The following is an 18,006-nucleotide window of genomic DNA, read 5'->3' as shown; positions in this document are numbered from 1 at the left end:
GTTAATCCTTTTTGTGAGTAAAGATTTCTGATTTATTGGACTCATTTTCATTGATATCACTGATAATGTTATCACTTGAGTTTGTGTTTTGGGATAAGGCATTTTTACTTAAAGTTGATTTAGTTGTTCCTATAGAGTTTTGATTGCCAATTAAATTTACGAGAAGTTCTTGCAAACGACTGCTTGTAATAGGTCTTTCCAGTTTTCCTTGGTTCGCTAAGGATAACGTACCTGTCTCTTCAGAAACAACAATACAAATACATCTGTCAAATCTCTCTGTAATTCCTAATGCAGCCAAATGTCTTGTTCCGTATCTACTAATTCCTTGCCTTGATAAGGGGAGTATTACACCAGCTGATATTATTTTGTTCCCTTTCACAAGTACTGCTCCATCGTGCAACGGTGTATCCGTAGCAAAAAGATTTATTAAAAGGTCAGTTGACAATTTTGCCTCAATATTTGTGCCAGAATATAAAAAATCTTCAGGCCTTAAATCACTCCCTAAATCGACAACTATTAAAGCACCTCTTCTATTTTGAGAAAGTTTACCTGCAGTATCAACTAGCTGAGTAATAGTTGTTGAAGTTGCTCTAAATTCCTTAGGTGGATTCCCTAGTAATACAGCTAGCCTGCCAGTGCCTAATAACTCCATTAATCTTCTTAGCTCTCCTTGCCAAAGGATTGCTAAGGAGAGTGAGCAAGCGAGGACCACTGCATCAATTAATTTTGATGTTAGTGGAAGAAAGGCATATCTTTGTATAAACCATGCGGAGGAAACTAAAAACAAATATCCTCTTAAAAGCCATAAAGTCCTTTGCTCTTTTACTCTAGAGAATAACAAAAGTCCAAAACCAACAGCAAATAAAACATCTAATAAAAGTTTTAAATTTATAATCCCCCAAAAATTCACATTAAAAACAAAATTAATTTAAATGTACCTAATTTTGTTTAATAAAGCGATCAGGCAAAACATCATATTTTAAAAGATCAAAAGGACTTTCTCTCTTTTGAATTAATTCTGCTTCACCATCACAAACTAAAAGAGCAGCAGGTCTAGGAATTCTATTATAGTTGGAACTCATTGAGTTGTTATATGCTCCCGTACCAAACACACATATTAGATCTCCTGTTTTGCAATCTGCTAGTTCTATCTCCTTAAACAACACATCTCCTGATTCGCAATGCTTGCCAGCAATAGTATATTTTTTTTTGGAATCTAAATTAAAGGGATTACTTACTAAGCATGCAGAATAATTTGATTGGTATGTTATTGGTCTTGGATTATCACTCATACCACCATCGACAGATAAATAAGTTCTTATCCCAGGTATTTCTTTAAAAGCCCCAATTTTGTATATTGTTATTCCTGCTGTTGATACAATCGATCTTCCTGGCTCACACATCAATATAGGCAAATCTAAATTGTGTTTTTTACAAGCTTCCATTACTGACCTGGAAATTGTTTTTACCCATTCATCAATTGAAGGGGGGGTGTCATTTTCTGTATATTTGATACCTAAACCCCCGCCTACATTCAATTGTTGAATATTATGACCAAATTTTTTAGCTTCTAAAATAACATTTATCATTATTCCTCCAAGATCATTATGAGGTTCTAATTCAAAAATCTGGGAACCAATATGAGCATGCAATCCTTTTAATTTTAGATGTTTTGTTTCATTGATTCTGGCAAATAAAATATTTAAATATTCAATACCGAAACCAAATTTGCTATCAAATGATCCTGTCCTTATGTATTCATGTGTATGGCATTCTATTCCAGGAGTAAAGCGAATCATTATATCTATGTCACGATCAAATTCATTTGAAAGTTCTTCTAATCTTTCTAAATCATAATCATTATCTACAATTACTTGAATATTATTTTTAACAGCAAACTCTATTTCTTTGTCTGATTTATTGTTTCCATGAAAAACAATTTTCTCATTCGGAACTCCACCTTTTAGAGCCGTTAATAGTTCTCCTTCTGAAACTGCATCAAGTCCTAAACCTTCTGAGGAAACAAGGTTACTCATAAAAATAGAACTATTTGCTTTGGAGGCATATATCGGGAGTGATTTCCCTGGGTAATATTTTTCTAATGCTTGTTTATATGCTCTACATGAGTTCCTTAAAGTGGTTTCATCTAAAATATAAAGAGGAGAATCGTATTTTTTAACTAATTCTTCAATAGAACATCCGCCAACTGATAACTTCCCATCATTTCCGATGGCTGTAGTAATGGGTACAATATTTTTATTAGGACTACTGAGGTCTATCTTTTGTTTTAAAAAGGATTTTTTTTCTTCCATGAGATATTTTTAATTTAAGAAGGATGATTCTAATTCGTCATATTTTATAATGACTGTTAATTACGAATTTTTTGAATACATTTTCATTATAAAATGATATCCATTAAACACATGAATGAGAAAGATATTGATTTATGTTATGAATTTGATTCAAATACGATTTCTTTGTGGAGCAAAACGCAATGGTCTAACGAACTTAGTAAAGAGGGTATAAGGGTCTTTGGGTTATTACTTTCGAATTTAGTAATAGGAATATGCGTTTTTCATGTGGTTATTGATGAAGCTCAAATTAATTTTTTTGCAATAAATGAAGAATATAGGAAAAAAGGTTTTGGCTCTTACCTTATGAGAAATTTAATAAAAGAGTGTAAGAAGTTAAGTATAAATAAATTATTTTTAGAAGTCTCTCATAAAAATGTTAAAGCTAAGCAATTTTATAGTCGTTTTGATTTTTCTACTGTGGGAATAAGAAAAAACTATTATAAAGACGGTTCAGATGCTCTCTTAAAAGAAAAAAATTTAACAAGTAAAGAATTAAAAATTTAATTGTTCGGATAACCAGAATGCTTGAAATTACTATAATTTGTTGCTATATCACTAAAAAAGTTAAATTTAATTCAATAAAATTTATTTTTAGGTATTCACAAAAGCTCATTCTGAACACAAAATTTACATATTACTGGTAGGTTATTAGTAGAAATCTAAACCCCTGATGTTTGAAAGATTTACAGAAAAGGCTATAAAAGTCATCATGCTTGCTCAAGAGGAGGCGAGAAGGCTTGGTCATAATTTTGTTGGAACTGAACAAATTTTATTAGGTTTAATTGGAGAAGGTACAGGTGTTGCTGCAAAGGTTCTTAAATCACTTGGTGTTAATTTAAAAGATTCGAGAATAGAAGTTGAAAAGATAATTGGGCGAGGTTCAGGATTTGTGGCCGTAGAAATACCTTTTACTCCTAGAGCTAAGAGAGTTTTAGAATTGTCATTAGAAGAAGCTCGTCAATTAGGTCATAATTATATAGGGACTGAACATCTTTTATTAGGTTTGATAAGGGAAGGTGAGGGCGTAGCTGCAAGAGTTTTAGAAAATTTAAGTATTGATCTCACTAAAGTAAGAACTCAGGTAATAAGGATGCTTGGGGAAACAGCTGAAGTGGGTAGCGGAGCTAATTCAAGCAAGGGAAATTTAAAAACAGCTACTCTCGATGAATTTGGAACAAATCTAACAAAGTTAGCTAGTGAATCAAAACTAGATCCAGTTGTTGGCCGTTATTCTGAAATAGACCGTGTGGTACAAATATTAGGTAGAAGAACTAAAAATAATCCCGTTCTTATAGGTGAACCTGGTGTTGGGAAAACAGCTATTGCTGAAGGTTTAGCTCAAAGGATACAGCTTGGAGACATTCCTGACATACTTGAAGATAAAAGAGTTTTGACGTTAGATATTGGACTTTTGGTTGCCGGAACAAAATATAGGGGAGAATTTGAAGAAAGGTTAAAGAAGATAATGGAAGAAATTAAATCTGCAGGTAATGTAATACTTGTTATAGATGAAGTACATACTTTAATTGGCGCTGGAGCAGCTGAAGGTGCTATTGATGCAGCAAATATTCTTAAACCAGCTTTAGCCCGAGGTGAACTTCAATGCATAGGAGCAACTACACTTGATGAATATAGAAAACATATTGAAAGAGATGCTGCTCTGGAGAGGAGATTCCAACCAGTAATGGTTGGTGAGCCATCTATTGAAGACACAATAGAAATTTTAAAAGGTCTCCGAGAACGTTATGAGCAACATCATCGCCTCAAAATTACTGATGATGCTTTAGAAGCTGCGGCTCACTTAGGAGATCGATATATATCTGATAGATTTTTGCCAGATAAAGCAATAGACCTTATTGATGAAGCAGGAAGTAGAGTCCGCTTAATAAACTCTAAACTTCCACCCGAAGCTAAAAAAATAGATAAGGAACTAAGACAAATTCAAAAGAAAAAAGAAGAATCTGTAAGAGACCAAAACTTTGATCAAGCTGGTCAATTAAGAGAACAGGAGATGGAATTGTCTGCAAAAATTAAAGAAGTTCTTGAAAATAAAAAAGAATCCACAAATGAGGATGAATCTACTATTGATAAAAGCTCAGAAAAGAATAATTCAAAACTCTTACAAAGCCCTATGGTGAGTGAAGAGGACGTAGCACATATTGTTGCATCTTGGACCGGTGTGCCAGTTCAAAAATTAACAGAAACTGAATCGGTTAAGCTCCTCAATATGGAAGAAACTCTTCACCAAAGATTAATTGGACAAGATGAAGCTGTAAAAGCCGTTTCTAGAGCTATTAGAAGAGCAAGAGTTGGTTTGAAAAATCCTAATAGACCTATCGCAAGTTTTATCTTTTCAGGTCCTACTGGTGTAGGTAAAACTGAATTGACTAAATCTTTAGCTTCATATTTCTTCGGTAGTGAAGAAGCAATGATCAGGTTAGATATGTCAGAATTTATGGAGAGACATACTGTTAGTAAACTTATAGGTTCGCCTCCAGGATATGTTGGTTTTAATGAAGGCGGTCAACTTACTGAAGCTGTTAGAAGAAGACCTTATACTGTTGTTTTATTTGATGAAGTAGAAAAAGCTCATCCAGATGTATTTAATTTATTATTGCAACTTCTTGAGGACGGTAGATTAACAGATTCCAAGGGTAGAACTGTTGACTTTAAAAATACTTTATTAATAATGACCTCTAATATTGGTTCAAAAGTTATAGAGAAAGGAGGCGGTGGATTAGGCTTTGAGTTTTCAGGCGATTCTGTTGAAGATAGCCAATACAATAGAATCAAATCTTTAGTTAATGAAGAACTAAAGCAATACTTTAGACCTGAATTTTTAAATAGACTCGATGAAATAATAGTATTCAGGCAATTATCTAAAAATGAGGTTAAAGAAATAGCTGAAATTATGTTACAAGAAGTTTTTGCAAGATTACAAGATAAGGGAATTAAATTAGCAGTAACAGATGCTTTCAAAGAGAGACTTGTTGAAGAAGGCTATAATCCTTCTTATGGAGCAAGACCTTTAAGAAGGGCCGTTATGCGCTTGTTAGAGGACAGCTTGGCTGAAGAAGTCCTCTCTGGAAGAATAAAAGATGGAGATAAAGCATTAGTTGATATAGATGATAATAAAAAAGTTAAAATTAATATTTCCTCTGAAGAATCTCCTCAAGAGTTAGCAAGTGCAAACTTCTAGTTATTCAAAGTAAACATGCAATTAATCTCTCCAGAAACTATATACAGAGGGAATAATGCTTGGGAAAAATCTTTACCCCAAATTACTAAATTAACTAAAAGCCCATTAATTTTGGGTAGAGGTAATAATACGATTAACCTGAGAAATAAAATTTTTATTGATTTAAAAAATCAAAACCTCAATGTTAATTATGCTAATTTACAATTTGATTGTTGTTATGAAGATATTACAAGAGTAAAAAATATCATTTTAAACAATAATCATGATTCTGTTATCGCAGCTGGAGGCGGCAAAGTTCTAGATTCTGGCAAATATATAGCAAATTCTCTTGATATCCCCTGTATTACAGTGCCTCTTAGTGCCTCTACATGTGCAGGTTGGACCGCTCTATCAAATATTTATACAAAAAATGGACAATTTATAAAGGATTTTGCATTAAGATCTTGTCCAAAAATCCTGGTATATGATCATAAATTTATTAAAACAGCTCCATCAAGAACACTTGCTAGCGGCATAGCTGATGCTTTAGCAAAGTGGTATGAATCCTCAATAACAAGCTCAACAATTGATGATGGTCTTGTTCAACAAGCTATTCAGATATCAAGAGTTTTAAGAGATCAACTACTAATTGATGGTGAGAAAGCATTTAAAGGTGAATTTGAAAATAATCTTTCTTGGCAAAATACTATAGAAGCTTGTGGACTTACAGCAGGATTAGTAGGCGGTATTGGGGGAGAAAAGTGTAGGACAGCTGCAGCACATGCTATTCATAATGCAATTACTCAGATAATTACCCCAAAGAAATTCTTACATGGTGAAATTGTTGGTGTTGGATTATTATTGCAATTAAAACTAGAAGAAATGAAAAATAATAATAAATTAGCTGATCAATCAATTAAACAATTATTGATACTTATGAAAGAATTAAATTTGCCGACTACTATTGCACAACTTGGAATAAATGTTTTTGAAAATAACAATTTAGAGAAAATTGCTGACTTTACTTGTCGAGATAAATCTGAAATTCACTTCTTGCCTTTTGAAATTGATAAACAGGATATAGTTGAAGTGATTTCAAATTTTGAAAAACAAAAAATCAAAATATAATTTTATTATTGACTAAATCCCATTTCGAACAACTTAGTAATTTAAATATTGATTTTTTTGAGAGTGCCAAATTATCTCTATTGGATCCATTAGGTCTTTATCTAGCAAATGATGTTAATTGGATTAAACTCAATGAGAACTGGAACTCTTTGAAATTTCCAGTGGTTATGGGAGGAAAAGGTCAACCTATAATTCTCCTACATGGGTTTGATAGTAGTTTTTTAGAGTTTAGGAGAATATATCAATCATTAAAAAGAAATTTCCAAGTTATTATTCCTGATTTGTTAGGGTTTGGTTTTAGTCCTAGGTGCGCAACAAATGAATACAATCCCTCGAAAATAATTTCATATTTAATTGAACTTCTTAAGACCTTAAAAATAACAAATAATTTAAAAATTATTGGTGCCTCTATGGGAGGCTCAACAGCTTTAAAACTTGCCTCTGAATTACCTAATTCTATTGATAAGATAATTCTTTTATCTCCCGCTGGGTTGTTCGGAGAACCAAAGAGAATTCCTTTTCCTCTTAACCAAATTGGTGCCTCATTTCTTGGATTGCCGCAGGTTAGAAAAAGTCTTTGCAGGCAAGCATTTGCTTTCCCAGATGAATGTGTTGGTGAAATGGAAGAGCAAATTGCTTCAATTCATTTAGGTTGTCAAGGATGGAGGAATTCGCTTGCATCATTTGCTAAAAGTGGCGGGTTTGCAGGAACACATAAATATATCCAAAATATCCCAATTAAAGCTATATGTGGAGAAAATGACCGTATTCTTGGAAAAAAAGAGATTAACAATATAAGAAAAATAGATAAATTAAATTTTGTAGGATTGAAAAATTGTGGTCATCTTCCACATATAGATCTACCATCATTATCTAGTAAAATTATCCAAGATTATTTTTTGGAATAAAAGATTTTTTAATTAATTAAGATACTTGAGGATTATAAAAATATAATACAAAACCGATGGAGTAAAGATGTAACTGTCAATTCTATCAAGAATCCCTCCATGTCCCGGTAAAAAAGTTCCAGAATCTTTTATTTTTGCATCTCTCTTCATCATAGATTCAATTAAATCTCCAACTAATGCCATAAGAGAAATTGAAATTCCATATATTATTCCAAAAAATATTGGATGTTCCCAATTCATTAAAAATGCGAAAAATATTGCTAGTAAAGTTGAACAGGATATCCCTCCAATTAAACCTTCTATAGTTTTGCTAGGAGATATTGGAGATAGAGATGTTTTACCAAATGACTTCCCAATGAAATAAGAGCCAATATCACTAGCTACAATTAAAAAACAAGAAGTTAAAGTTAAATGAAGTCCTGTCGTATTTGATAAGTTCTCAAACGATATAAAATCCTGATTCGAACTAATTATCACTGAATCTAATCCCCTTAATTTAATCCAGTAACTAGGTAAAAAACCTAAATAGAATAATCCAAAAATAGAGGCTGCTATATCTGAAATTGTCCCAGGCTTTGGTTGCAAAAGTAACCAAGTGCATATCCCAACTGAACAGATTGGCAAAATTGAATTTGAAATTTCTCCTTCAAGCAAACCAATAGTCTCAAGATAAGTAAAAATTATAATAATAAAGGATGAAAATAATGTGGTTTTTGTAGCTGGTCTGATTCCTTTAAATTCTGCCATTCTAAAAAATTCTAATAATGCTAGATATGTAAGCAAAGCAGTTGCGAGTGTAAAAAACCATCCGCCCAACAAAACAACAATTAAACCAAAAATTCCTATAAGTAATCCGCTTTTCACTCTCATATGAAATTGCTATGTTTCTAAGACTCTTATATTAAAATTTACCAGATCTTTGTTGCATAAACTTTGATTATTTATCCAATTAAACCTATCTAAATCAATTTTTTCGCCAGGAATCAGTAGAGGTATCCCAGGAGGATAAGGGCAAATAATATCTCCAGAAATTTTATTTAATGATTGTGAGAAAGAAATACTCCGAGTCTTACTTCTCCAAGCAGTTCCAATTTCGATTTCGGGGGCTTGAACTAATTCAAAGGGCGATTTGAGCACTTCTAAACTTTTTGATTCTTTGGAATTTAATAATAATTGTTTCCATAAATTTTCAAATAAATTAAGAAAATCTTTTTGATTTCCAAATCCTAAGCAAAAAGTGAGAGTCATCATTTCTGGTAATTCAGCAATAAGGCCATTTCTATAAAAAAATTTATCAGCAGTAAAACCATCAATTCCAGCCTTGGAAGTATTTAATACTATTTTTAAGGGGTCTTGAGTTTCTATGAGAGGAATATTTTTTTGAATTAATTTTTTATAAATACTTTTTGCTTCTAAAATTCTTTTTTGATATTTTGATAAACTTTTTTTGTTAAGCCAGTCTCTAATGGACTCTTCACAAGAAGAAAGTAATAAGGAACTTGGACTGGTAGTTTGCAGCAAATTAATACTTTTGATTAAATTACCTTCATTTATTAGATTCCCTTTGTACCAAAGTACCGCCGTTTGAGTTAAACCATTAAGCGACTTATGCAAAGAGTGAACGACTAAATCAGCGTTTGCCGTTAAAGCCGATTTTGGTAAGTTAAGGTTTTTACAAAAAAGGAAATATGAGCCATGGGCTTCATCAACTAAAACAGGTAAATTTTTTTGATGACAACAATCTATTAAAGGCTCTAAATCTCCTGTATAGCCATGATAAGAGGGATTTACAAGAATAACCCCTGCAATTTTATTCTCATCAAAATTTAATTTTTTAAATACATTTTCTAACCAGCTTTTTGTTAATGGTTTGTAATGGCCCGTTTCTGAAGAAAAATCTAGGTCAAAGAATATTGGATTTATATTCTGCATCGCACAGATTTTTATAACACTTATATGAACATTTCTAGGCATCAGGATATTTTCGCCTGGATTTGCCATTGCAATTACTGCTGATTGTATTAATCCAGAAGCTCCATTAACTCCAAAAAAACATCCTTTAGCCCCAAATTTGTCGGAGAATTCTCTTTGAGATTTAGCAATTAATCCGCTTTGGGAAAGCGGGGAGCCTATTTCTGGTAGTTCGGGCAAGTCCCAATACCCAGGTGGATATTTTAATAACTTCACTAATTTCTTTGGTAAGGCTGCCCCTCTGTTATGAGCGGGAAAGAATAAGGATTTTAAAAACTTTTTAGTTAGAAAAGATGAAATGCTCATAAAGTTTTATTGACATATATAGAATGGGATACGTAGTAATCTTTTTTGATTTTTTTTAATTTTAATGAAAAGATCTTATTCGAAATATTCAGCAAAAGAAGACTTACTTTGGTTGATTTTGAGACCATGGATTTTTATCCCAAGAGTTTTATATATCCTTTTAACTTTTATTTTTCTTTTTTTAAGAATACTTTTTCAAGGTAACAGTAAAAATAAAAATGTACAAAAAAATCTCTCGAAATATCTTTTTGATGTAATAACGGATTTAGGACCTTGTTTTATTAAATTAGGCCAAGCACTCTCAACTAGGCCAGATCTTGTTAGACAAGATTGGCTTACAGAACTTACAAAATTACAAGATAACCTCCCAGCATTTGATCAAAAAATTGCTTTAAAAATCATTGAAGAGGAACTTGGATCCCCTGCTAATGAATTATTTGAAGAGTTTCCAGATAGTCCTATTGCTTCAGCAAGCTTAGGTCAAGTTTATAAAGCAAAAATAAATAATTCTTATCTAGCTGTGAAAGTACAGAGGCCAAATTTATACTTTCTCATAAGAAGGGATGTTGTAATCTTAAGGTTTTTAGCAACTTTTTTATCCCCACTCTTGCCATTAAATATTGGTGTTGGAATTGGAGAAATAATAGATGAATTTGGTAAGGCACTTTTTGATGAAATTGACTATCAAAAAGAGGCCGAAAATGCTTTGAGGTTTGCAAATTTATTCAAAGAAAACCCAAATATTTTTATTCCTAAATTAGAAAAACAGTTTTCATCCAAAAGGGTAATCACAACTTCTTGGATTGATGGAGTTAAGTTAAGAGATCGAGCTTTACTAGAGGAAAATAACTTAATACCTTCTTCGTTTGTAAAAACATGTGTCATCAGTGGACTGCAGCAATTATTTGAATTTGGATATTTTCATGCAGACCCACATCCAGGAAATATGTTCGCTCTCAAAGGAGGGAATGCAGATTGTGGGAATTTAGCTTATGTTGATTTCGGAATGATGGATACTATTACAAATTCAGATAGACTTACTCTTATTAAGGCAATTGTTCACATAATAAACGAAGAATATTATCTTCTCGCAGAAGATTTCCAGAAATTAGGTTTTTTAACCAAAGAACAAGATCTTCAAAAACTTGTTGAACCATTAAAAGAAGTTCTGGGAGGCTCTTTTGGCGCTGAGGTTGGTAATTTTAATCTTAAAAATGTAACTGATAAATTCTCAAAACTAATGTATTCCTATCCTTTCAGAGTTCCAAGTAGGTTTGCCTTAATAATAAGAGCCGTGGTTAGTCAAGAAGGTTTAGCACTAAGGTTAGATCCTGAATTTAAAATTTTAAAAATAGCTTATCCATATATTGCTAAAAAACTACTGACCGATAATTCTGAAGAAATTTTAGAAATCCTTTTAGAAGTCGTTTTTGATAAAAAAGGCCACATTCAAATAGAAAAAGTTGAAAGTTTGTTAAATATTTTATTTAAAGATTCAGAGAATATTAATTCAGACCTCATACCTGTTGCGAACGCGGGATTGAAATTATTTGTTAGTAAAAAAGGAGCTGAAGTTAGAAAGAATCTACTTTTAAGTCTTATAAAAGATGAAAAATTAGAATTTACTGATGCGAAAAAACTTTTAGCTTTAATTAGAGATACTTTTAGCCCTCTGAATATCGCAAAAAGTGCGGTGCAAAATATTATTTCTACAGTTTAATTTTAATATTTATATCTAATAAACTTATCAATGATTTCAATACTATAAATATTGTTCTAAAAATGAGAAGTAAAAGGATTATTTAGCTTTGGAAGATTAAATGAATATTTTGAAAAATCTCTTTTTATTTAATAAAAAGTCTAAAAAAAACAAAGATTTTAGTCCTGGATTGGTTGACCAATATTTAGAAATTGCAAAGTTAGTAAAAGAAGCAAGAATTCAACAAAACCTTACAATTCAAGAATTATCATACATTTCAAAAATTCCTGAACGAATAATAAACTCTATTGAAAATAATAATAAAAATATTAGGCCAGAGTATCCTTTTATAAGATCTATATTAATTAAGTTAGAGGAATGCTTAGTATTAAAAAAAAATACATTATTAAATTTAGCATTTAAAGAAAAAAATTTTTTAAAGAAAAAGGGAAAGGATTTTATGTTCAGGAAATTCGATCTTATTAATACATGGCAAGGAAGTCTTTTGTATTTTTTTATATTAGTTCTAACTATATTTATATTAAAGAGATACTTTATTTTAAATGTAAATGTTATTGAGATTCAAAATATTGAAAATCAAATCATTGATAACTAATTTTTAACAAGTTCTACTTTAGAGTTCTCCCTGAATTATTTCCTAGCTCACTAAAAATCTTTAAATTATCTTCTATTTCTTCTAAAGGACGATTTAACTTCCATTTCCAGTTATTTTTTGTGGTTCCGGGTTTGTTTAATCTACTTGAATCGTCTAGAGATAATAGATCTTGTAAGGGAGCGATAAAGAGATTAGTATTTGTCTCCATGCCAATTTCTATTAAATCCCAAGAAGGATTTTCTGAAAATTTATACTCATCTTTTATTCTTTTTTTGGATTCATAATCTAAATTTTCCCACCATGAAACAGAAGTTGAGTTGTCGTGAGTACCTGTATAAACAACCCAATTTTCTCCCTCAATATTCTTAGGTAAATAAGGATTATCTTCATTGCCATCAAAAGCGAATTGTAATATTTTCATGCCGGGTAGTTCAAACTTTTCCCTTAATTTCTCTACATCTGGAGTTATTACTCCTAGATCCTCTGCAATAATTGGTAAATAGTTACACCCTAGATCCTTTTTTACTTTTTTTAATAGTGTTCTACCTGGGGAATTTATCCATTTCCCAATAATTGCCGTTTTAGAACTGCCATTAACTCTCCAGTAACCAGCTAAACCCCTGAAATGATCAAATCTCAATATGTCCACAAGTTCAAATTGCCTTTGAAATCTTTTTCTCCACCAATCGAAATTTGTCCTCTTATGTTTTGACCAAAAGTAAGTTGGGGTTCCCCATAATTGTCCTGTTGATGAAAAATAATCAGGTGGAACACCACTTTGAAAGATTAAATCTCCATTTTTAAAAATTGAAAATAATGATTTATTACTCCACACATCTGCACTGTCTCTGGAGACATAAAAAGGTAAATCTCCTATCAGCTTAATATTTCTTGATTTTGCAAAGTTTTTAAGGACACTCCATTGCGCATCAAGATGCCACTGTATTAATTTTTTAATAAGTATCTCTTCACTTTTTTTCTTAATCCACGATTTTAAGAAACTGTTATTTTTTATTTTAAATTCTTGAGGCCATTCCCACCAAGGCAACATATTAAATTCCTCTCTGATAACAACAAATGTTGCATAATCTTCAACCCAAGAATTACTACTGATCCAGTTGTTAAAATTAGTTTTTCTTTCTTCAGATTGTGAACTCCAACCTTGCAAAAGGAGGACACCTAATTTTTTTGTTAAGTCATCAGCAATATCAAAATCAAAATGATCTTTCTTCTGATTGGTTGGCCCTAGACTTTCTTTATTTGAAATGAAGATAAAACCTTTTTCGATTAAATCATCTATATCCAAAAACCATGGATTGAGTGCAAAACTAGATGGGGAACTATATGGAGAACCTGTAGAGTCAGTGGGTGTAAGAGGTAAAAATTGCCAGTATTCAATTCCATGCTTATGAAGTTTTTTTATCCACTCTTTAGCTCCTTTCCCAAAAGTTCCACATACTCTTCCTCCTGGAATACATGTAGGATGCATTAGTACGCCACATGATTTTCTTGCAATAATTGACTCTATAGGCATGTTTTCAATATATTTTGATTCTTTACACTTAACGTGTTTTTAATTCTCTAAATTCAACCATATACAAATTTTTTTTATTTGACAAATATTATTCCTAGTCTTTTTGTTTAAATATCTAGGTAAACTTTAGTTTTTATTAATTAAATTTAATTTTTTTCTTAAGAGATATGACTTTTGAAAAGATCTAGTCATTATCTTTTGCGAAATTCACATAAAGGACTACGATAAAGATATAGTTTTAAATTGCTAATTTCGTGACAAGTTTTATCACGGCAGTGCAGAATAAAGAATCGAATTTTAATCTGACTAACAGTAGATTAAGGCTAGTAAGTGGAACAACAAATCCAGAATTAGCTGAGGAAATCGCAGCATACTTAGGGATTAAAAATGTACCTTTAATATCTAAAAGATTTGCTGATGGAGAACTTTATGTTCAGATTCAACAATCTATTAGAGGCTGCGATGTATTCCTCATACAACCTACTTGTGCACCAGTAAACGATAGTTTAATGGAACTCATGATTATGGTTGATGCATGCAAGAGGGCATCTGCAAGACAAATAACTGCCGTAATACCTTATTTTGGATATGCAAGGGCAGATAGAAAGACTTCAGGAAGAGAGTCTATAACTGCGAAACTCACTGCTAATCTACTTGAGAAATCAGGAGTTGATAGAGTTCTTGCTATGGATTTACATTCAGCTCAAATCCAAGGTTATTTTGATATACCATGTGATCATATTTACGGTTCACCTGTTTTAATTGATTATCTAGAAAGTCTTAATTTAGAGGAAGTTGTAGTTGTATCTCCTGATGTAGGAGGAGTTGCGAGAGCTAGAGCATTTGCAAAATTAATGAAAGATGCCCCCTTGGCTATAATTGATAAACGAAGATCGGCTCACAATATCGCTGAAAGTTTAACAGTTATTGGTGAAGTTAAAGGAAAGACAGCTATTCTCATAGACGATATGATAGATACAGGAGGCACAATTTGTTCTGGAGCTAATTTATTAAAGAAAGAAGGAGCTAAAAGAATATTTGCTTGTGCTTCACATGCCGTCTTTTCTCCACCTTCTTATGAAAGATTAAGTACTAAGGATTTATTTGAACAAGTTATTGTGACAAATAGCATACCAGTTCTTGTTAAAGAAAATTTCCCTCAGTTAAAAGTACTGTCTGTAGCAAATATGCTAGGTGAAGCTATATGGAGAATCCATGAAGAAAGTTCTGTTAGTTCAATGTTCCGATAACCAATAAGATTATTTTTTGTTTTGCTTTACAAGTTGCTTTACCCTTTTTTCATAATCATTTTTTATATTCTTAGGAATACTTTCAGGACAAATATTTAGCGCACTCCCTACAATCTGAAATGTGCCTGCGTTATATAATTTTTTTTCGTCAAGTTTTTCCTTCCCTAATTCCTTGATTGCTCCTCCATGCTTGCCAATTATTACATTTGCGAAAGTAGCACTTGCGATGCCAAGTCCTTTATTAAAATCTACTTCAGCTTTAGAAGCTATACAAAGATAAGAAGCGCCCATTTGTCGATATAGGAAAAGATCTTTTTCAGAAGCTGCAATAAAATTTTCTTCGGCCTTAATTTTTTTACTTAATGTATTAATTTCAAAAAGTGTAAAGGGTATAATAAGGCTAATACCTAACAATTTAATAATTCTTTTTGTATTGAAAATAATATTCATTAACTAATAATATATTTTTACAAGATAACATTTTCAGTTTTCAAATTAACTGATAAAAGAACTTACTTAATAATTTTTATTTCATGATGATTCTCTACTATTTTTAGCTTATTATTATTCCATGAATAAATAACCCTATATCTATAGTTATCAGAATCTATTAATCTTGTGTGTTCAAGAATATACCAATCTTCATAAGAAGATTCAAAAATCATTTCGTGTTCATCTACTTGCCTTATATTTGATATCCCTTCGACATCACTTAAATAAAAATTACCCCTTACAAGTTGGTGACCTCTTAAAAATGCTTGCATTTCCCCACGTTCTTTATACTGGGGATTTTCTTTAAAGAAATCATATTTTTTATCTGGATACCATGTGAATTTATAGTGCGACTCCCATTCAGATTTATTTTCAAGAGCTTGTATATCAATATTCATGCATAAGGTATAAGTTTTTTGTAATTGATCAAGAAAATATGTTCTATTAGATTTCCAGAATCCAATATTTCTTGAAAACCATCTTTTTAAATTGCTATTCAAATAAATTTCTGGTGTATCATTTTCACCGAAATTTAGATTATTCTTTTGATTAATAACAACCATTTATAAAAATGTCATATCTATTTCATAGCTTATTTGTAGAATAAAAATAAATATCTTAAGGTGTTTATAAGGATTAACAGCTTTTCAACACTTCAGGGCTAATCATTTGAATGAAAAAAAAGAGCTAAAATTAATACTTGTAGCATCTAGAAATCAAATTTCTAGTAGTGATATTAAGTCCTTGATAGCTTATTTAGAATCAGGTGATTGTGAATTTGAGATATCTCTACAAATATCCGAACCTACAGAGCAACCAGAATTACTAGAATTACACAGGTTAGTTGCCATTCCTGCTTTAATAAAAGTTTCACCGACTCCAAAGCAAATATTTGCAGGAAGTAATATTTTCTCTCAGTTCCAAAAATGGTTGCCGAGGTGGACAGAAGAAGGCTTAACAAAAAACTTGGGAATTAATTTGCAACCATCCAAAATTGATTCAATTAGAACTCAAAAAGAATTTCTTTTAGAAGACGAACTTCTTGTTTTAAGACAAGAAAATGAGACTTTAACAAAAAGAATAGAATCTCAGGAGAGATTATTAAGAATGGTTGCGCATGAACTAAGAACCCCATTAACTGCTGCCACTTTGGCTGTTCAAAGTCAAAAACTTGGACAAATAGATATTTCAAAATTACAGGAAGTAATTAAAAGACGTCTAGAAGAGATTGAACTCTTATCTCAGGATCTTTTAGAGGTTGGAACAACAAAATGGGAAGCGTTATTTAATCCTCAGAAAATTGACTTAGGTAATATTAGTGCTGAAGTAATACTCGAATTGGAAAAATTATGGAGACTAAGGAATATTGAAATTGATACTGATATCCCATCTGATCTGCCAAGCGTATTCGCTGATCAAAGAAGAATGAGGCAAGTATTTTTAAATTTAATTGAAAATGCTATTAAATTTTCTAAAGACTCAGGGTCTATAAAAATTACAATGATTCACAAGACAAATCAATGGGTAGAAATAACAATTTGTGACAAAGGTGCTGGGATTCCTATGAGCGAACAAAAAAGAATTTTTCTTGATAGAGTAAGGCTCCCACAGACTTCCGAAGGAACTTCAGGATTTGGGATAGGGTTATCTGTATGCAGGAGAATAGTACAAGTCCATGGGGGAAGAATATGGGTTGTATCTGAAATTGGAGTAGGTTCTTGCTTTCATTTTACAGTTCCTGTGTGGCAAGGACAAAACAAAGAGCAACAATACTTGACGAAAGGCTAGCCTTACTCTTAATTTTTAATAAGCTGTTATGCTAATTTCCTGGCCCCATCGTCTAGAGGCCTAGGACACCTCCCTTTCACGGAGGCGACAGGGGTTCGAATCCCCTTGGGGCTATTATTTAAAATTTTAAACTAATTTACTTATTTCTTTTGCTTGCTTATCTACGGCAATCAAATTCTCTGAGAGATCTTTTTTTAGTCTTTTCTCTATCATCCCTATTGGCATCCATTGACATCCTTGAACTGTAAGATCATAAATTAATGAATTATTTGAAGTATTATTAATATTTTGAATTTTCCAACTACCTTCAAATTTTCTGAAATCTCCTTTTATTAAATTGAATTTTAAAAGGCCAATCTCCTTATCTTCAAATAAATCGATAGTTACCTCAGCTGAAAATTTCATCCCAAGAAAATCTTGAGCCCCAACTTGTTTAAGGTGCACATTATTGTCCTTTTGATATATTTTTTTGCTTGACAGTAAATTTGGTATGTAAAGATTTAGTCGATCATAATCTGTTAAAACATTCCACAAAGAATCAAAACTCGCAGAGGTTGTAAGTTGAGCTGCAAGTCTTCTTGTCCCTCCAGAAAGCTTTTCCATCGTTTGCTCAATTGTTCTGTAGTCATTTCTTTTAGAATGGTCTACTGATTCTTGAGGATTATTCATAAATGAATTTTTTAATTAGATAAAAAATTATTTCTGTGTAACTATACCGATAAAAGCAATAAATACTGAAAAATAAAAATAATTTCATAAAATTATTCCGATCTCAAAACGTA

The 18,006-nt window shown here is 31.6% G+C and carries 16 protein-coding genes and 1 tRNA gene; 9 read left to right on the top strand and 8 right to left on the bottom strand.

Annotation, left to right across the window (positions count from 1 at the left end; all coding sequences use genetic code 11):
* Nucleotide 1: 1 nt before the first annotated feature.
* Both cdaA and lysA read right to left on the bottom strand, forming a co-directional pair.
* Nucleotides 2-910 (bottom strand): diadenylate cyclase CdaA, encoded by a 909-nt coding sequence (gene cdaA, locus HA145_RS05845; protein WP_209128260.1) that lies wholly within the window; start codon nucleotides 908-910, stop codon nucleotides 2-4.
* 28 nt (nucleotides 911-938) lie between these two features.
* Entirely contained in the window at nucleotides 939-2,312 is a 1,374-nt protein-coding gene (lysA, locus tag HA145_RS05840; RefSeq protein WP_209128259.1) for a diaminopimelate decarboxylase, read from the bottom strand.
* 93 nt (nucleotides 2,313-2,405) lie between these two features.
* On the opposite strand from lysA, the gene rimI reads away from it, so the two are divergent.
* From rimI to HA145_RS05820, 4 genes are all read left to right on the top strand, one after another.
* Nucleotides 2,406-2,858, top strand: a complete 453-nt coding sequence (gene rimI, locus HA145_RS05835) for a ribosomal protein S18-alanine N-acetyltransferase (RefSeq protein WP_209128258.1) — start codon at nucleotides 2,406-2,408, stop codon at nucleotides 2,856-2,858.
* Between the two features lie 166 nt (nucleotides 2,859-3,024).
* Complete coding sequence (locus HA145_RS05830) at nucleotides 3,025-5,553, top strand: ATP-dependent Clp protease ATP-binding subunit (RefSeq protein ID WP_209128257.1); 2,529 nt, start codon at nucleotides 3,025-3,027, stop codon at nucleotides 5,551-5,553.
* Between the two features lie 15 nt (nucleotides 5,554-5,568).
* On the top strand, nucleotides 5,569-6,660 hold the full coding sequence (locus HA145_RS05825) for an iron-containing alcohol dehydrogenase (protein WP_209128256.1): 1,092 nt from the start codon (nucleotides 5,569-5,571) through the stop codon (nucleotides 6,658-6,660).
* Nucleotides 6,661-6,668: 8 nt separating this feature from the next.
* Nucleotides 6,669-7,568 carry an alpha/beta fold hydrolase gene (locus HA145_RS05820; protein ID WP_209128255.1) on the top strand — a complete coding sequence of 300 codons (900 nt, stop codon included), beginning with the start codon at nucleotides 6,669-6,671 and terminating at the stop codon, nucleotides 7,566-7,568.
* Between the two features lie 12 nt (nucleotides 7,569-7,580).
* On the opposite strand, the gene HA145_RS05815 is transcribed toward HA145_RS05820, so the two are convergent.
* Both HA145_RS05815 and HA145_RS05810 read right to left on the bottom strand, forming a co-directional pair.
* Nucleotides 7,581-8,438: a phosphatidate cytidylyltransferase gene (locus tag HA145_RS05815; RefSeq protein ID WP_209128254.1), complete on the bottom strand. Its 858-nt coding sequence runs from the start codon at nucleotides 8,436-8,438 to the stop codon at nucleotides 7,581-7,583.
* A gap of 9 nt (nucleotides 8,439-8,447) precedes the next feature.
* Complete coding sequence (locus HA145_RS05810; RefSeq protein WP_209128253.1) at nucleotides 8,448-9,845, bottom strand: aminotransferase class I/II-fold pyridoxal phosphate-dependent enzyme; 1,398 nt, start codon at nucleotides 9,843-9,845, stop codon at nucleotides 8,448-8,450.
* A 64-nt stretch (nucleotides 9,846-9,909) separates the two neighbouring features.
* Here HA145_RS05810 and HA145_RS05805 point away from each other — a divergent pair, with 64 nt between their 5' ends.
* Nucleotides 9,910-11,565: an ABC1 kinase family protein gene (locus tag HA145_RS05805; protein WP_209128252.1), complete on the top strand. Its 1,656-nt coding sequence runs from the start codon at nucleotides 9,910-9,912 to the stop codon at nucleotides 11,563-11,565.
* A gap of 100 nt (nucleotides 11,566-11,665) precedes the next feature.
* Nucleotides 11,666-12,160, top strand: a complete 495-nt coding sequence (locus HA145_RS05800; protein WP_209128251.1) for a helix-turn-helix domain-containing protein — start codon at nucleotides 11,666-11,668, stop codon at nucleotides 12,158-12,160.
* Between the two features lie 13 nt (nucleotides 12,161-12,173).
* Here HA145_RS05800 and malQ read toward each other — a convergent pair whose 3' ends face one another.
* On the bottom strand, nucleotides 12,174-13,694 hold the full coding sequence (gene malQ, locus HA145_RS05795; RefSeq protein ID WP_209128250.1) for a 4-alpha-glucanotransferase: 1,521 nt from the start codon (nucleotides 13,692-13,694) through the stop codon (nucleotides 12,174-12,176).
* Nucleotides 13,695-13,948: 254 nt separating this feature from the next.
* Here malQ and HA145_RS05790 point away from each other — a divergent pair, with 254 nt between their 5' ends.
* Nucleotides 13,949-14,944: a ribose-phosphate pyrophosphokinase gene (locus tag HA145_RS05790; RefSeq protein ID WP_209128249.1), complete on the top strand. Its 996-nt coding sequence runs from the start codon at nucleotides 13,949-13,951 to the stop codon at nucleotides 14,942-14,944.
* Between the two features lie 9 nt (nucleotides 14,945-14,953).
* Here the strand turns inward: HA145_RS05790 and HA145_RS05785 are convergent, their stop codons facing one another.
* Nucleotides 14,954-15,394: a Villin headpiece domain-containing protein gene (locus HA145_RS05785; RefSeq protein WP_209128248.1), complete on the bottom strand. Its 441-nt coding sequence runs from the start codon at nucleotides 15,392-15,394 to the stop codon at nucleotides 14,954-14,956.
* A gap of 62 nt (nucleotides 15,395-15,456) precedes the next feature.
* Nucleotides 15,457-15,999, bottom strand: coding sequence for a hypothetical protein (locus HA145_RS05780; RefSeq protein ID WP_209128247.1), 543 nt, complete (start codon nucleotides 15,997-15,999; stop codon nucleotides 15,457-15,459).
* A gap of 106 nt (nucleotides 16,000-16,105) precedes the next feature.
* Between HA145_RS05780 and HA145_RS05775 the strand changes: the two genes are divergently transcribed.
* Both HA145_RS05775 and HA145_RS05770 read left to right on the top strand, forming a co-directional pair.
* The gene (locus tag HA145_RS05775; RefSeq protein ID WP_209128246.1) at nucleotides 16,106-17,224 is read left to right on the top strand and encodes a histidine kinase; all 1,119 of its coding nucleotides are present in this window, start codon (nucleotides 16,106-16,108) and stop codon (nucleotides 17,222-17,224) included.
* 41 nt (nucleotides 17,225-17,265) lie between these two features.
* Nucleotides 17,266-17,338 (top strand) — tRNA-Glu (locus tag HA145_RS05770).
* Between the two features lie 12 nt (nucleotides 17,339-17,350).
* Here the strand turns inward: HA145_RS05770 and HA145_RS05765 are convergent.
* Nucleotides 17,351-17,893, bottom strand: a complete 543-nt coding sequence (locus HA145_RS05765) for an SRPBCC family protein (protein ID WP_209128245.1) — start codon at nucleotides 17,891-17,893, stop codon at nucleotides 17,351-17,353.
* Between the last annotated feature and the right edge of the window lie 113 nt (nucleotides 17,894-18,006).

Source organism: Prochlorococcus marinus XMU1411 (assembly GCF_017696075.1).
In the GTDB taxonomy this organism is placed as follows: domain Bacteria; phylum Cyanobacteriota; class Cyanobacteriia; order PCC-6307; family Cyanobiaceae; genus Prochlorococcus_A; species Prochlorococcus_A marinus_V.
This window is presented reverse-complemented; position numbering and strand designations above follow the sequence as displayed.

Excerpts from the sequence above, each read along its gene's own strand:
- lysA (WP_209128259.1), bottom strand. The coding sequence starts at position 2,312 with ATGGAAGAAAAAAAATCCTTTTTAAAACAAAAGATAGACCTCAGTAGT.
- rimI (WP_209128258.1), top strand. The coding sequence starts at position 2,406 with ATGATATCCATTAAACACATGAATGAGAAAGATATTGATTTATGTTAT.
- HA145_RS05830 (WP_209128257.1), top strand. The coding sequence starts at position 3,025 with ATGTTTGAAAGATTTACAGAAAAGGCTATAAAAGTCATCATGCTTGCT.
- HA145_RS05825 (WP_209128256.1), top strand. The coding sequence starts at position 5,569 with ATGCAATTAATCTCTCCAGAAACTATATACAGAGGGAATAATGCTTGG.
- HA145_RS05815 (WP_209128254.1), bottom strand. The coding sequence starts at position 8,438 with ATGAGAGTGAAAAGCGGATTACTTATAGGAATTTTTGGTTTAATTGTT.
- HA145_RS05810 (WP_209128253.1), bottom strand. The coding sequence starts at position 9,845 with ATGAGCATTTCATCTTTTCTAACTAAAAAGTTTTTAAAATCCTTATTC.
- HA145_RS05805 (WP_209128252.1), top strand. The coding sequence starts at position 9,910 with ATGAAAAGATCTTATTCGAAATATTCAGCAAAAGAAGACTTACTTTGG.
- HA145_RS05800 (WP_209128251.1), top strand. The coding sequence starts at position 11,666 with ATGAATATTTTGAAAAATCTCTTTTTATTTAATAAAAAGTCTAAAAAA.
- malQ (WP_209128250.1), bottom strand. The coding sequence starts at position 13,694 with ATGCCTATAGAGTCAATTATTGCAAGAAAATCATGTGGCGTACTAATG.
- HA145_RS05785 (WP_209128248.1), bottom strand. The coding sequence starts at position 15,394 with ATGAATATTATTTTCAATACAAAAAGAATTATTAAATTGTTAGGTATT.
- HA145_RS05780 (WP_209128247.1), bottom strand. The coding sequence starts at position 15,999 with ATGGTTGTTATTAATCAAAAGAATAATCTAAATTTCGGTGAAAATGAT.
- HA145_RS05765 (WP_209128245.1), bottom strand. The coding sequence starts at position 17,893 with ATGAATAATCCTCAAGAATCAGTAGACCATTCTAAAAGAAATGACTAC.